The following is a 14,119-nucleotide window of genomic DNA, read 5'->3' as shown; positions in this document are numbered from 1 at the left end:
CGTTCCCACGCGAACGGAACCAGGGAGGAAGCAGTGATCCTGTTGAACGACCCGAGAACCCGGCGCAGACACCTGGGAGTTGCCACCGCAGCCGCCGGGCTGCTGGCCGCGCTGCTCACCGCGGCACCGGCGACGGCGACCCCCGACCCCGGGGACAAACCGGCCGCCACCGAGGAGGTCTCCAAGAGCGCGCGGGCCGAGGCGACCGAGGCCATCGCGAGCGGTGAGATACCCGGCCAGGACGAGATCGTCCACTCGGCCAACCTCGAGCACCTCGTCAACATCCCCAAGGACGTGCTGCCGGGCACCAACTCGGACCTGGCCTTCCAGGGGAAGTACGCCTTCGCGGGCAACTACGACGGCTTTCGCGTCTTCGACATCAGCAACCCGAAGCAGCCGAAGACCGTCGCCCAGGTGCTCTGCCCCGGCTCGCAGAACGACATCTCCGTCTCCGGCGACCTGCTGTTCCTGTCGACCGACTCCTCGCGCAGCGACGACAGTTGCAACAGCACCACCCAGCCGGTGACCGAGAAGTCCTCCTGGGAGGGCATGAAGGTCTTCGACATCAGCGACGTGCGCAACCCGAAGTACGTCGCCGCCGTCGAGACCGCCTGCGGCTCGCACACCCACACCATCGTGCCCGAGCGCCGCAACGTCTACATCTACGTCTCCTCGTACTCGCCGAGCGCGTCCTACCCGGACTGCCAGCCGCCGCACGACGGCATCTCGGTCATCAAGGTGCCGCGCGCTGCCCCCGAGAAGGCGGCGGTCGTGGGCTTCCCGGTGCTGTTCCCCGGTGAGGGCCCCGACGGCGGCGGCAACCCGGGCGCGCCCACCAACCCCGGCGTCTCCAAGACCACCGGCTGCCACGACATCACCGTGCTGCCCTCCAAGGACCTCGCGGCGGGCGCCTGCATGGGCGACGGCATCCTGTTCTCCATCAAGGACCCGGAGCACCCGAAGGTCATCGACCGGGTCCAGGACAACGTCAACTTCGCGTTCTGGCACTCGGCGACCTTCAACCAGACCGCCAAGAAGGTCGTCTTCACCGACGAGCTGGGCGGCGGCGGCGCGGCCACCTGCAACGCGGAGATCGGCCCCGACCGCGGTGCCGACGGCATCTACGACATCGTCGGCAAGGGCGAGAAGAGCAAGCTGGTCTTCCGCAGCTACTACAAGATCCCGCGCCACCAGGCCGACACGGAGAACTGCGTCGCCCACAACGGCTCGCTGATCCCGGTCAAGGGCAAGGACCTCATGGTCCAGGCCTGGTACCAGGGCGGCGTCTCCGTCTGGGACTTCACCGACTCCGCCAAGCCGAAGGAGATCGCCTACTTCGAGCGCGGCCCGCTGTCCACCGAGACGATGGTCACCGGCGGCTCCTGGTCGGCGTACTACTACAACGGCTACGTCTACTCCAACGACATCGCCAAGGGCTTCGACGTGCTCAAGCTCAGCGACCGGCGCACGGACCCGGCCAAGCGGGTCCGGCTGGACGAGCTGAACGTCCAGACGCAGCCGGACTACTTCGACTGATCCTCGGCCCCGGTGGCGAAGAAACGCGACAGACCCGTGTCGCACGTCCCGTCGGGCGCCTCGGCGTCCGGCGGGACCCCCAGGTCCCAGGCCAGCCCGTAGCGCGCGAACAGTTCGGCGCGCAGGACCGGGACCGGCATCGGCGCCCCCGGCAGCAGGGCGGCGTACACCGCGCCCATCAGCAGGGCCCGCAGCACCGGATAGTCCCGGTCGACGTCGCCCGAGCCGTGCCGGGCGACGGTGTCCCGCAGCAGTTCGGCCAGCCGCCGCTGCTCGGGGCAGGGCACGAAGCCCTCGGCGTGCAGCAAACCCGCCATGTGCTGGCGCATCAGCACCTGCCGGTCCCGGGCCAGACCCAGGATCGCGTCGATGGCCCGCGCCAGCCGCTCCGGCCCGTCGGCGCCGGCCCGGTACGGCTCCCGCTCCAGCGCCTCCTCCAGCGTGCGGTGCAGCAGCCGGTGCACGGCCGACTGCACGAGCCGGCGCTTGCCGGGGAAGTAGTACGAGATGAGCCCCCGCGCCGCGCCGGCCCGGTCGGCGATGTCCCCCAACGTGGTGGCGTCGTAACCGCGTTCGCCGACCAGCTCCACGGCCGCCTGGAGCAGCCGCTCCTGGGATCGCCGGCGCAGTTCTTCGTTGACCGAGGCGCTGCGCGGGGACATGTCGCGACTCCTGTGTTGACTGGCTGCCGGCCAACTATACTCAGTACGGCCGGACCCGCTCCGTCGTGGACGCGTCCGGCTGCCGCCCGCCTCGGGCGACGCGGGGGATCGCCCGAGGCGGGCGGTTTTCCGCGGTATCGGTTGCCTCGGGCTATGTTCGGTCCGCGGACCGGCCCACCAGGTCCAGTACCGGCCGCAGGCCGTCCGGCCGCTCGGTGACCGGGAGATGGTCGACGAAGTGCACCGCGCAGCCCAGGGCCGCGGCGCCGCCGTCCGCCCGGCGGTCGTCGCCGACCATCAGGGTCCGGGCCGGATCGGCGCCCAGCCGGGCGCAGGCCGTGGCGAACAGCCGCGGATCGGGCTTGCGGACACCGTGCCGGTAGGACAGGACGTAGGTGTCCACGTACGGGTCGAGTCCGTGCTCGCGGAAGACCGGGCGCGGGTCCCAGCCGATGTTGCTGACCACGCCGACCGCGATCCCGCGCTCCTTCAGGACGCGCAGCACCTCGGCTGCGTCCGGATAGGGACGCCACGCGGCCGGGGTCATGTGCCGTTCGTACAGCGCGTCGTGGAGTTCCGGCACGGGCAGCGGCACCCGGCGGGACAGCCCGGTGTACGCCGCGCGGTGCAGTTCGGGAGTCTGGTCGCGGACCTCCCACACTCCCACCAGTTCCTCCGGCACCACCAGCGGGGCCGCCCCGCCCGGCTGCGCGCCCGCCTCCGCCAGCGCCCGCGCCGTACGCGCCAACTCCGCCTCGGACAGCGGGACCTGAGCCTCGGCGAGCACCGTGCGCAGCCACGCCTCGCAGGACTCGATGCGGAAGAGGGTGCCGGAGAAGTCGAAGAGTACGGCGGTCATGCCCGGGATCCTACGAGGCGGGAGCCCGCCGGGGCGCGGCCCCCGCTTCCCGGGCCGGACCCCAGTGGTGATGCGCCGTCACCGCCAGGCACACCGCCAGCGCGCCCATCAGCCAGCCGGCGACGACGTCCGTGGCCCAGTGGACGCCCAGCCAGACGCGGGTCGGACCGACGCCGGCCACCGAGACCACGGCCACCACCAGCGCGGCCGACCGGACGGCGCGGGCGGCGGCGCAGTGGTGCAGCAGCCACAGCAGCAGGCCGCACACGACCGTGGCGGTCATGGCGTGGCCGGAGGGGAACGCCGCGTAGTGCGCGCTGTCCACCGGATCCGGCCAGACCGGGCGGGCCCGGCCCACCGCGGCCTTCAGCACCTGCTGCACCAGCGCGGTCAGCGCGCAGGTCGCCGCCAGCCACACCGCCGTCCACCAGGCCCCGCGCCGCAACCCCAGCCACAGCACCGCCACCGCGCACAGCAGCCGCATCGTCCACGGGTCCCACACCCAGTCGGTCAGCACCCGCAAGACGCGGGTGACACCGGCCTCCTCGACCGCCCAGCGGTGCGTGGTGCGGGAGACGGCGCCGTCCAGGCTCATCAGCGGGCGCCACTCGGCGGCGACCAGGACGAGCAGCAGCGCCGAGCACAGCGCCAGGATCCAGGCGGCACCGAGCGCGGTACGGGTGCGCGGCGGACGGGGCGGGGAGTCGAGGGGCGGCGTCTGCATCCTGCGATCCTCGCCGACCCGGCGGCATCGAGGCCAATCCCGGTGTCGGGACCCGCGCCGGGCGGCCGCCGTCCCTCACATGGTCAGCAGCATCGCCAGCATCCCGATGCCCATCGACAGCCGGCAGGCGCGGGCCACTTCCGGCCGGTCGCCCCAGCCGCCGGCCGAAGCGCGGGCCGCGGTGCGGGCCTCGGGGCCGGACGTGGTGCCGGACGTGGTGCCGGCCGAGGGACCGGTCGAGGGGCCGGCCAGCGCGGGTACCGGCACCAGGCGCGCCCCGGCCGTCAGCACGTACCCGGCGAAGTAGAGCAGCAGGGCGCCGGTGAGCAGCGGGACGCCGGAACCGCCGTGGCCGTGACCGTGGCCGGGGGCGGCGGCCATCACCAGCGACATGTAGACCATCGCCCCGGCGCCGACCAGATGGTGCAGATGGTGGCGGCTGCGCCGGGCGGCCCACAGGGCGCGCAGCCCGGCCGAGCCGAACACCGCCGCGTACAGCGGCCAGGCCCAGCCCGGCGGGGTGAACACGGCCGCCGGCACGGCCATCGCGGCCATGCCGAAACCCATGAGGGCCTCACCGCCCGCGGCGCGGCGCTGCTCCTCGACGTCGCTGCGCATCCGCAGCAGGCAGTAGGCGCCGGTCGCCGCGCACAGCGCGACCAGCAGCCAGCCGGAGGACACCGGTATGAGCACGCGCCCCTCCCTCGCTCTGAGCTCGGCGGTCGGTCAAGGGATGCCCGGTGCACGCGGCGCGCACGCGAGCGCAAAGGGGCGTCCCGGGGGCATTCCCGGAGTGCGGCGTGAGAAGCCACGCATCGTTTACAGGTAAAACACCTGTTAAGCTCATTTCATGAGCAGTGCGACCCCCACCCCCGGCACCCCCCGCGCCCGCCGCCTCCCCCTGGCCGGCGTGCTGCGGCCGCGCCGCCCCTCCGACATCTGGTTCAAGCCCGCGCTCAGCTCCGTCGCCTCGCTCGCCCCGCCCAACCTCACCCTGCTGGCGCTCGGCCGGCTCGACCTGGCCATGTACACGATGGCCGGGTCGATGTGCGCGCTGTACGCCCACAACCGGCCCTACGCCGCCCGCGCCCGCACCCTGCTCTGGGTGATCCTCGGCATGGTCGGCGGCCTCGCCGTCGCGCTGACCGCCGCGTCGCTCACCGGCAACGCCGTCGTCCTGGTCGCCGTCGGCGCCCTGCTGGCCGCCGTACAGAAGACGCTGTGCGACGCCACCCGGGTCGGCCCGCCGGGCAACGTCGTCCTCTCCTTCATCAGCTCGGCCGCCCTGTTCGTGCCGGGGACCCTCGGGCAGCTCCCCGGCCACCTCGGACTCGCCCTCGCCGCGGCCGCCTGGGCCTGGATCGTCTGCATGGCGCCCGGCCTGGTCCGGCCGCACGGCCCCGAGCGCCGCGCCACCGCCGCCGCCCTCAACGCCGCCGCCGGATACGCCGACACCCACGGCACCGGCGACGGCCACGCGGGTGCCCGCGCCGCCGGGTACGCCGCCGTCCAGGCCGCCTGGCAGACGCTGCTCGCGGTGCCGGCCACCGGCGCCCGCGCCGCCACCCGGCGGGCCCTGGAACGCCTCCTGGTCCGCGCCGAGGTCGCGCTCGCCGCGCCCGCCGACGCCGACCCGCGCCGGCTCCGCGACTGGGCCCGCGACCTGCGCGGCACCGGGCGGGTCCCGCGCACCGGGGACCACGGCGCCGACACCGGGGAACTGCTCGGCGTCGAGACCGAACTCGCCGCCCGCCCCAGCTCGCTGTGGCACCGGCTCGGCCCGCTGCTGCCCATCGGCGCCCGCACCGCGCTCGGCTGCGCGCTGGCCGGCTGGGCCTCCCTCGCGCTCGGCGTCGGCCGTCCGTACTGGGCCCTGGTCACCGCCGCCGCGCTCTACCAGGCCAACCTGACTCTCACCTGGAGCCGCACCGTCCAGCGCGTGGTCGGCAACCTCGCCGGGGTGCTGGTGTTCGCCGTCGTCGCCCCGGTCGCCCACCTGCACCAGGCGTTCCTCGTCGTGTTCTGCCTCGCCTGCGGCTTCGGCGCCGAGGCGTTCATCAGCCGCAACTACTGGCTCGGCAGCGTCTGCGTCACCCCGATGGCACTGCTCATCACCGAGTTCGCCCGCTACCAGGACCCCGGGGAGCTGATCACCGAGCGGGTGCTGGACACCGTGGTCGGCGCGGTGGTCGGTTTCCTGGCCGCGGTCGCCGTCACCAACCGGCGAGCCGGCTCCCGGGTCGAGGCGGCCGTCACCGCCGCCGACCGGGCCCGCGAGCACGCCGCCCGGCTGCTGGCCGAACCGCGCCCCGGCCCCGCCGCCCTGGAGGCCGCCCGGCGCGCCCTGTCCGCCGCCCTGACCGACCTGCGGGCCACCGCCGACGCCGCGGCCGGCGAGTGGTGGCAGCGGGCCCTGCCGCAGGAGAGGGTCGTGCTGGCCGAGCAGGCCGGACACCGTACCCTCGCCGCTACGGTGCGCCGCCGCCCGGCCGGCGCCGACCAGGACTCGGGCACCACCACGGAGGACGCGAAGCCATGACGGCAACCGACCGGCCCTCGGCGGCCAAGGACGACCCGACGGGGCCGGCGCGGGGCGACACCGTCGCCGGGGTCGTCCGGCAGTGGCGGGCCGTCCATCCCGACCTGGACACCGGCCCGATGGAGATCATCGGCCGCATCAACCGCTGCGCCGCCCTGCTCCAGCAGGCGGAGGACGCGCCGCTGCGCCGGGCCGGTCTCAGCCGGGCCGAGTTCGACCTGCTCGGCGCGTTGCGCCGCACCGGGCACGAACTGACCCCCGGGGAACTGGCCCGCGAGACCTTCTCCTCCGGCGCCGCCGTCACCAAGCGCCTCAAGCAGCTCTCCGAGCGCGGCCTGGTCGAACGCCGCGGCGACACCCGGGACCGCCGGGTCGCCCACGTCCGCCTCACCGACGCCGGACGCGACACGGTGGACGGCATCCTCCCCGAGCAGCTCGCCTACGAGACCGCCGCGCTGTCCGGCCTCGGCACACCCGAGCGCGACACGTTGACCGGGCTGCTCGGCGAACTCCTGGTCCAGCTGGAGGGGCGGCTGGGAGTGCCGCGCGTCTGATCCCCTGTCGGGGGACCTGCCGGTCACCCGGTCCGGGGCCCGGGGCCGGGGAAGGGGGCCTCAGATACCCGGCCGGTACCGCAGCGGATGGTCGTCGGGGATCTCCACCAGGACGATCCGCGTGCCGTCCGGGTCCTGGAGCCACATCTCCACCAGCCCCCACGGCTCGCGCACCGGCTCCCGCACGATCGGCACGCCCTTGGCCCGCAGCTCGGCGCGGGCCGCCGCCGCGTCCGCCACCTGCATCCAGATACTGAGCCCCGGCGCGGCCGGTGCCTCGGCCCGGCCGGAGACCTCCAGGAAGCCGCCGCCGAGGAAGTAGACGGTGCCGCGCTCCGGACCGGTGCCGAACTCGCGGTGCACGGCGAGACCGAGTCGCTCGCCGTAGAAGGCACGGGACCGGTCGGGGTCGACGGGACGGAGCAGGATACGACTGCTGAGTACATGCACCATGCGTCCGGAGCCTAACGCCCCGGCGTTACGCTCTTCGGTGCCCGCGCCGCGCCCGCACCGAACCGGAGATGCCGCACATGGACACCGTCCAGCCCCTCGCCACCGACCTGACCTTCCGGGACGCCACCGCCGCCGACGTCGACGCGCTCGTCGCGCTGATCGAGTCGGCGTACCGGGGCGACAGCAGCCGGACCGGTTGGACCACCGAGGCCCACCTCCTCGAAGGGCAGCGCACGGACCCCGAAGGGGTGCGGACGGTCATCGAGACGCCCGGCAGCCGGCTGCTGACGGTCCAGCGGGACGGCGAGACGGTCGCCTGCTGCCAGCTGGAGCGCCGGGACGGCCACGCCTACTTCGGGATGTTCGCCGTCCGCCCCGGCCTCCAGGGCGCCGGCCTCGGCAAGGCGGTCATCGCCGAGGCGGAGCGGCAGGTGCGCACCGAGTGGGGCGTGCCCGAGATGCACATGACCGTGATCACCGCGCGCGAGGACCTCATCGCCTGGTACGAGCGGCGCGGCTACCGCCGTACCGGCCGCACCAGTCCGTTCCCCTACGGCGACGAGCGCTTCGGCGTCCCGCTCCGCGCCGACCTCGCCTTCGAACTGCTGGTCAAGGAACTGGTCTGAGGGGCTATGCGGTGAAGCGGCCGGTCCGCTTGATCTCCGGGTAGTCGGTCGTCACGCCGTCGAGCCCGAAGGCCCGCGCCAGGCGCAGCTGCTCCTGGGTGTTGACCACCCAGCCGATGATCCGCAGGTTCGCCTCGCGGGCCAGCTCCACGGTCTCCAGGGTGAGCCGGCGGATGTTGAGACAGACGGTCGCCGCGCCGGCCTCGACGGCGCGCTCCACGATGTCGGTGCCGTACCGGCCGGCGATGAGGGCGGTCCGTACCCCCGGCACCAGCCGGGTGGTCTCGGCGACCGCCTCGTCGTGGAACGAGGACACCTCCACCCGTCCGGTCAATTCCCGCTCGGTGATCACCCCGGCCAGCGCCCGGGCCGCCGCCACGTCCTTGATCTCCGCCTGCAACGGCAGCGACACGGCGTCGAGCACCTCTTCGAACACCGGCACCCGCTCCTCGCGCCCCGCGTCGAGCGCGCGCAGTTCGGCGAGCGTCTTCGCGGCGATCGGACCGGTGCCGTCGGTCGTGCGGTCCACGTCCGTGTCGTGCATGACGACGAGGGCGCCGTCCTTGCTCAGGTGCAGATCGAGTTCGATCATGTCTAGCCCGGCCTGCTCGGCGGCGGTGAAGGAACGCAGGGTGTTCTCGGGCTCGACGCCCATGACACCGCGGTGACCGATGGTGAGGAAGTTCACGGCCGCAGCCTAACCGGCCCCTCCCGACCCAGGCCCTCCCCGGTGACCCACAGGAAAAAATGCGGTGAAGCCCGGGGTAGGGCAGGATAATTTCCCGAGGTTTCTCTTGCTGCGGGAAACCCTCTTTGCATACGGTGTCCTTACGCGAGGTTCTCCCGTGGAGGATGGAACATGACGGAAATTCTTGTGCAGGCGGCGACGGAGGACGGGCTTCCTCCGGCGGACAGGGTGGTGGAGCAACCGGCGTGGCCCGTGCTCAAGGATGCCGTGGAGCGCGTCCGGCCCTGGCAGTCCAAGGACGGCTCGATCGACCTCGGCGCCGAGGGCGCCCCGGCGCGCGGTGCCGCCGAGGCCGCCGTACGGCAGGTCGCCGACGCCGTACGGGAGCTGTCCCCGCTGCTGCCGCACGACCGCGCGTACCACGAGGCCCTGGTGAGCGACCTGGAGCGGTGGGCGGACGGCGGCTTCGCGGTGCCGGACTTCCTGGACTCGCTGCTGGCCTTCCAGCCCGCCGCGCAGCGCGCCGACGGCCTCCAGCACCTGGTGGTCTTCCCGATGTACACGCAGAACGGCAACCCGGACCGCAACCTCGAAGCGGTCGTGCTGCGCATGGTCTGGCCCGACTGGCTGGCCGAACTGGAGCGCACCCGCTACGACAACCCGCTGTTCTGCGGCATCACCTTCGAGGACTTCACCTCCGGCTACGACACCAACTCCGCCGTCCTGTTCCCGGAGACCATCGCGGTGCGCGAGGCCCCCGAGCGGTTCACCTGGGGCGGCATCTTCTGTGACCGGGAGGCCGCCCGCTTCCGCCGGGTCACCGCCGCCGCCGTCGACGTGCTGGGCCTGGAACTGCCCGCGGAGGTGGCCGCCCTCGTCCACGACCAGCGGCGCTGCGAAGCGGCGTTCGTGCTGTGGGACATGGTCCACGACCGCACCCACAGCCACGGCGACCTGCCGTTCGACCCGTTCATGATCAAGCAGCGGCAGCCGTTCTGGATGTACGGCCTGGAGGAGCTGCGCTGCGACCTCACCGCCTTCAAGGAGGCGGTGAAACTCGCCGGCGAGGGCGTCCCGCAGGCCCGGGACGTGCAGGTCGCGGTGCTCTTCGACCGCATGTTCCGCTTCCCGGTCACCGGCGAACGGGTCCGCAACTACGACGGTCTCGGCGGCCAGCTGCTCTTCGCCTACCTGCACCGGCACGACGTGGTCCGCTGGACCGACAACCGGCTCTCGGTCGACTGGGAGCGGGCCCCCGAGGTCACCAACCGGCTGTGCGCCGAGATCGAGACCCTCTACCGCGACGGCATCGACCGCCCCAAGCTCGTGCACTGGTTCGCCGGCTACGAACTCGTCGCCACCTACCTCGCCCCGCACCCCGGCTCCAAGTGGGCCAAGGGCCCGGACGCCCTCGACCTGACCCTGCCGCCGCGCAAGCTCGTCGACGACGTGCTTCCGGACGAGTTTCCGCTGAGCATGTTCTACGAGGCACTGTCCAAGAAACTGAAGCACGTGATCGCCTCGACCAAGGGCATCACGGCGGACGGTGCCGAGCGGGCCGCCGCGTGAGCGACGGCACCGACATCGGGAACAAGGCTCGGGAGGCGAGGACCATGGGGTCCAGCAGCACGGCGGCCAAGGGGAACGGGGCGCTCGACGGCGCGGTGGTGGCGGTGGCCGGCGCGGGCGGCCCCGCCGGACGGGCCGCGCTGCTGCGGCTCGCCGAGGCCGGGGCGACGGTGGTCGGCTCGGACCACGACCCGGCGAAACTGGCGGAGGCGGTGGACGCGGCCCGCTACGCGCACGGCGGCGCCACCGTCACCGGCGAGACCGTCGACCTGCTGGACCTGGCCGCCGCCCGCGCCTGGGCCGACCGGATCGAGCAGGACTTCGGCCGGGTCGACGGCCTGGTCCACCTCGTCGGCGGCTGGCGCGGCAGCCAGACCTTCACCAAGACCGACCTGGACGACTGGGACCTCCTGGAGAAGCTGCTGATCCGCACCGTCCAGCACACCTCCCTCGCCTTCCACGAGGCCCTCCAGCGCAGCGACCGCGGCCGCTACGTCCTGATCAGCGCCGCGGGCGCCTCGCAGCCGACCGCCGGCAACGCGGCCTACTCCGCCGCCAAGGCCGCCGCCGAGGCGTGGACGCTGGCCATGGCGGACTACTTCCGCAAGGCGGGGGGCGAGCAGGGGCCGACCTCCGCGGCTGCGATCCTGGTGGTGAAGGCGTTGGTGCACGACGCGATGCGCGCCGAGCGCCCCAACGCGAAGTTCGCGGGCTTCACGGACGTCAAGGACCTGGCCGAGGCGGTCGCCGGAGTCTGGGAGCAGCCCGCCGCGGAAGTGAACGGAAACCGTCTGTGGCTGACCGAGAAGCCGTGAACCCGCCGAGAACCGACGCGCGTCGCCATCACGACCCCGAGGTCCGCGGATTCGCCAGCGACAACTACGCCGGGGCGCACCCGGAGATACTCGCCGCCCTGGCCCTGGCCAACGGCGGCCACCAGGTGGCGTACGGCGAGGACGACTACACGGACAACCTCCAGAGCGTGATCCGGAGCCACTTCGGGCCCACCGCCGAGGCGTTCCCGGTCTTCAACGGCACCGGCGCCAACGTCGTCGCGCTCCAGGCGGTCACCGACCGCTGGGGGTCGGTGATCTGCGCGGAGAGCGCGCACATCAACACCGACGAGGGCGGCGCCCCGGAGCGGATGGCCGGCATCAAGCTGCTCACCGTGCCCACCCCGGACGGCAAGCTCACCCCCGAGCTGATCGACCGGCAGGCATACGGCTGGGACGACGAGCACCGCGCGATGCCGCAGGCCGTCTCGATCACCCAGAGCACCGAACTCGGCACCCTCTACACGCCCGACGAGATCCGCGCGATCTGCGCGCACGCGCACGCCCACGGCATGACCGTGCACCTGGACGGCTCCCGGATGGCCAACGCCGCCGCCGCCCTGGACGTCCCCATGCGGACCTTCACCAACGCGGCCGGCGTCGATCTGCTCTCGCTGGGCGGCACCAAGAACGGCGCCCTGTTCGGCGAGGCCGTCGTCGTCATCAACCAGGACGCCGTGCGGCACATGAAGCACCTGCGCAAGCTGTCCATGCAGCTCGCCTCCAAGATGCGCTTCATCTCGGTGCAGCTGGAGGCGCTGCTCGCCAAGGACCTGTGGCTGCGCAACGCCCGGCACGCCAACGAGATGGCCCAGCGGCTGGCCGAGGGCGTGCGGGCCGTGCACGGCGTCGAGATCCGCTACCCCGTGCAGGCCAACGCCGTCTTCGCCCGGCTGCCGCACGACGTGACCGAGCGCCTCCAGAAGCGGTTCCGCTTCTACTTCTGGGACGAGGCGGCCGGCGAGGTCCGCTGGATGTGCGCCTTCGACACCACCGAGGACGACGTGGACACGTTCGTGGCGGCCCTCAAGGAGGAGACGGCCCGCTGACCACGGCGTGAGGCTCTATGCATAGGTATGCGGTCACTCGAAAATGTATTGACCTCGGGTGATCGCTTTCCTATGCTCTGCGGGCATGGAGCCGATCCAGGAAACCCCTGACCTGTCCGCCTATCTGGCCGCCGACGAGGTCATCGACCACGAGCACCCGCTGGTCCGCGAGACGGCCGGGCGCCTCGCCAGGGACGCGGAGGACTCGTATGCCTATGCGCGGCTCGCGTTCGAGTTCGTCCGCGACACCGTCCCGCACTCCCAGGACTCAGGTGACCTGCGCGTCACCTGGCGCGCCTCCGACGTACTGGAGCGGCGCACCGGCATCTGCTACGCCAAGGCGCACGCGCTGGCCGCGCTGCTGCGGGCCGAGGACATCCCGGCCGCGCTGTGCTACCAGCGGCTGCGGCACGACGACGGGAGCGGTCACGTGGTGCACGGGCTGATCGCCGTACGGTTCAACGGCGGCTGGCACCGGCAGGACCCGCGCGGCAACAAACCCGGTGTCGACGCCCGGTTCTCCCTCGACGGGGAACGGCTGGCCTTCACTCCCGATCCCGAGGCGGGGGAGGCCGACCACCCGGTCCTGTACGCCGCCCCGCACCCGGCCGTGCTGAAGGCCCTGCGCACCGCCACCGACCGGCCGCACCTGTGGCGGATCCTGCCGGCCGCCCTCTGAGACGGGCGGTCAGTGCGCCTCGGCCGCGCGGACCTGCTCCGGCGTCGGAGCCGTGCCGCCGAGGTGGGCCGGCATCCACCAGGTGTCGTCCGGGCCCTTCGGGCGCACCGGGTAGGCGCGCTGCGCGGCTTCGAGCAGCTCGTGCACCCGGTCGCGCAGCCGGCGGGTGATCGCGCCCGCGTACTGCTCGCGCGGGGCCTCAATCGCCTCGCCGACCCGGATGGTGATCGGGGTGTGGCTGCGCTTGAAGTTGCGCGGGTGGCCCTTGGTCCACAGCCGCTGCGTGCCCCACAGTGCCATCGGCACCAGCGGGACGCCCGCCTCCTGCGCCAGCCGCGCCGCACCCGACTTGAAGCTCTTCAGCGTGAACGACTCGGAGATCGTCGCCTCCGGGAAGACCCCGATGATCTCACCGGAGCGCAGCGAGTCCAGCGCGTGCGCGTACGCCGCCTCGCCCTGCTTGCGGTCGACCGGGATGTGCTTCATCCCGCGCATCAGCGGGCCGGAGATCCGGTGCCGGAAGACCGACTCCTTCGCCATGAAGCGCACCAGCCGCTTCTGCGGCAGCGCCGCGAGGCCGTCGAAGATGAAGTCCAGGTAGCTGATGTGGTTGCTGACCAGCACGGCGCCGCCCGAGCGCGGGATGTTCTCCGAACCCTGGCAGTCGATCTTGAGGTCCCACACCTTGAACAGGGTGCGGGCGAGACCGATGACCGGACGGTAGACGAGTTCTGCCATGGGCGGCGCGGACCCTTCCTGCTTCGCCTGGGAAGGGGACTCCCAGTCAAGAACTTACGCAGCCGTAGGTTTACGGCTTGTCGCAGATCGTGCCCGAAGAACGACCGGTGTACCAGCCCTGGTGCCCACACAGGGCGAGATTCTCATCACGTCCCCCCGGTAGGGCGGGACGGCGGGAATCTTTCACCGTCCCCCGGGCGCTGCACCGGCGGGAGATTCCGATCGAGGCGGGAGCGTGCGGGTGCGCGGGCGGAGCGAGGGCGAGCGGCTGGCCGCCGCCGAACTGGGCGCGGAACTGGGTGTACGGGCCACGTTGGTGCAGTTCTCCAGTGCCTTCTGCGCTCCCTGCCGGGCCACCCGCCGGGTGCTGGCCGAGGTGGCCGCACTGGTCCCGGGCGTCGCCCATGTCGAGATCGACGCCGAGGCCCGGCTGGAGCTGGTGCGCGCCCTGGACATCGTCGGCACGCCGACCGTGCTGGTGCTGGACGCCGCCGGACGTGTGGTGCGGCGGGCCGCCGGGCAGCCGCGCAAGGCGGACGTGATCGCCGCGCTGGGGGAGGCCGTGTGACGGCTGCCCGCACCGCCCCGGCGGCATGGGTTCCGCATTCCG

Annotated in this window: 16 protein-coding genes; 9 read left to right on the top strand and 7 right to left on the bottom strand. The window is 72.8% G+C overall.

Annotated elements, in window-relative coordinates; translation table 11 throughout:
• Positions 1-33 precede the first annotated feature (33 nt).
• Complete coding sequence (locus ACTT8P_RS16210; protein ID WP_442832342.1) at positions 34-1,536, top strand: LVIVD repeat-containing protein; 1,503 nt, start codon at positions 34-36, stop codon at positions 1,534-1,536.
• Here the strand turns inward: ACTT8P_RS16210 and ACTT8P_RS16205 are convergent.
• The 4 genes from ACTT8P_RS16205 to ACTT8P_RS16190 all read right to left on the bottom strand — a co-directional run bounded on the left by ACTT8P_RS16205 (position 1,524) and on the right by ACTT8P_RS16190 (position 4,474).
• Complete coding sequence (locus ACTT8P_RS16205) at positions 1,524-2,198, bottom strand: TetR/AcrR family transcriptional regulator (RefSeq protein WP_442832341.1); 675 nt, start codon at positions 2,196-2,198, stop codon at positions 1,524-1,526. The two genes, ACTT8P_RS16210 and ACTT8P_RS16205, sit on opposite strands and share 13 nt — an antisense overlap.
• 151 nt (positions 2,199-2,349) lie before the next feature.
• Entirely contained in the window at positions 2,350-3,057 is a 708-nt protein-coding gene (locus ACTT8P_RS16200) for an HAD family hydrolase (protein ID WP_442832340.1), read from the bottom strand.
• Between the two features lie 10 nt (positions 3,058-3,067).
• Positions 3,068-3,781 (bottom strand): phosphatase PAP2 family protein, encoded by a 714-nt coding sequence (locus ACTT8P_RS16195; RefSeq protein WP_442832339.1) that lies wholly within the window; start codon positions 3,779-3,781, stop codon positions 3,068-3,070.
• Between the two features lie 75 nt (positions 3,782-3,856).
• On the bottom strand, positions 3,857-4,474 hold the full coding sequence (locus tag ACTT8P_RS16190) for a DUF5134 domain-containing protein (RefSeq protein WP_442832338.1): 618 nt from the start codon (positions 4,472-4,474) through the stop codon (positions 3,857-3,859).
• A gap of 157 nt (positions 4,475-4,631) precedes the next feature.
• On the opposite strand from ACTT8P_RS16190, the gene ACTT8P_RS16185 reads away from it, so the two are divergent.
• Positions 4,632-6,320 (top strand): FUSC family protein, encoded by a 1,689-nt coding sequence (locus ACTT8P_RS16185; protein WP_442832337.1) that lies wholly within the window; start codon positions 4,632-4,634, stop codon positions 6,318-6,320.
• Entirely contained in the window at positions 6,317-6,874 is a 558-nt protein-coding gene (locus tag ACTT8P_RS16180) for a MarR family winged helix-turn-helix transcriptional regulator (protein WP_442832336.1), read from the top strand. Before ACTT8P_RS16185 ends, ACTT8P_RS16180 begins: the two co-directional genes overlap by 4 nt.
• A gap of 60 nt (positions 6,875-6,934) precedes the next feature.
• On the opposite strand, the gene ACTT8P_RS16175 is transcribed toward ACTT8P_RS16180, so the two are convergent.
• Positions 6,935-7,327 (bottom strand): VOC family protein, encoded by a 393-nt coding sequence (locus ACTT8P_RS16175; protein ID WP_442832335.1) that lies wholly within the window; start codon positions 7,325-7,327, stop codon positions 6,935-6,937.
• A 77-nt stretch (positions 7,328-7,404) separates the two neighbouring features.
• On the opposite strand from ACTT8P_RS16175, the gene ACTT8P_RS16170 reads away from it, so the two are divergent.
• Positions 7,405-7,953 carry a GNAT family N-acetyltransferase gene (locus tag ACTT8P_RS16170; protein WP_442832334.1) on the top strand — a complete coding sequence of 183 codons (549 nt, stop codon included), beginning with the start codon at positions 7,405-7,407 and terminating at the stop codon, positions 7,951-7,953.
• 4 nt (positions 7,954-7,957) lie between these two features.
• Here the strand turns inward: ACTT8P_RS16170 and ACTT8P_RS16165 are convergent, their stop codons facing one another.
• Positions 7,958-8,641, bottom strand: coding sequence for a glycerophosphodiester phosphodiesterase (locus ACTT8P_RS16165; protein ID WP_361172562.1), 684 nt, complete (start codon positions 8,639-8,641; stop codon positions 7,958-7,960).
• A 171-nt stretch (positions 8,642-8,812) separates the two neighbouring features.
• Between ACTT8P_RS16165 and ACTT8P_RS16160 the strand changes: the two genes are divergently transcribed.
• From ACTT8P_RS16160 to ACTT8P_RS16145, 4 genes are all read left to right on the top strand, one after another.
• Positions 8,813-10,210 (top strand): DUF6421 family protein, encoded by a 1,398-nt coding sequence (locus tag ACTT8P_RS16160; RefSeq protein ID WP_442832333.1) that lies wholly within the window; start codon positions 8,813-8,815, stop codon positions 10,208-10,210.
• A 44-nt stretch (positions 10,211-10,254) separates the two neighbouring features.
• Positions 10,255-11,025 carry an SDR family NAD(P)-dependent oxidoreductase gene (locus tag ACTT8P_RS16155; protein WP_442832332.1) on the top strand — a complete coding sequence of 257 codons (771 nt, stop codon included), beginning with the start codon at positions 10,255-10,257 and terminating at the stop codon, positions 11,023-11,025.
• The gene (locus tag ACTT8P_RS16150) at positions 11,022-12,092 is read left to right on the top strand and encodes a threonine aldolase family protein (RefSeq protein WP_442832331.1); all 1,071 of its coding nucleotides are present in this window, start codon (positions 11,022-11,024) and stop codon (positions 12,090-12,092) included. Before ACTT8P_RS16155 ends, ACTT8P_RS16150 begins: the two co-directional genes overlap by 4 nt.
• Positions 12,093-12,177: 85 nt before the next feature.
• A complete protein-coding gene (locus ACTT8P_RS16145; protein ID WP_442832330.1) occupies positions 12,178-12,771 on the top strand; it encodes a transglutaminase domain-containing protein in 594 nt (197 codons plus the stop codon).
• A 9-nt stretch (positions 12,772-12,780) separates the two neighbouring features.
• On the opposite strand, the gene ACTT8P_RS16140 is transcribed toward ACTT8P_RS16145, so the two are convergent.
• Complete coding sequence (locus tag ACTT8P_RS16140) at positions 12,781-13,509, bottom strand: lysophospholipid acyltransferase family protein (protein ID WP_442832329.1); 729 nt, start codon at positions 13,507-13,509, stop codon at positions 12,781-12,783.
• A 178-nt stretch (positions 13,510-13,687) separates the two neighbouring features.
• Here ACTT8P_RS16140 and ACTT8P_RS16135 point away from each other — a divergent pair, with 178 nt between their 5' ends.
• A complete protein-coding gene (locus tag ACTT8P_RS16135) occupies positions 13,688-14,077 on the top strand; it encodes a TlpA family protein disulfide reductase (RefSeq protein WP_442832374.1) in 390 nt (129 codons plus the stop codon).
• Positions 14,078-14,119 lie beyond the last annotated feature (42 nt).

Source organism: Streptomyces sp. JW3, from assembly GCF_052216785.1.
Taxonomy (GTDB): domain Bacteria; phylum Actinomycetota; class Actinomycetes; order Streptomycetales; family Streptomycetaceae; genus Streptomyces.
This window is presented reverse-complemented; position numbering and strand designations above follow the sequence as displayed.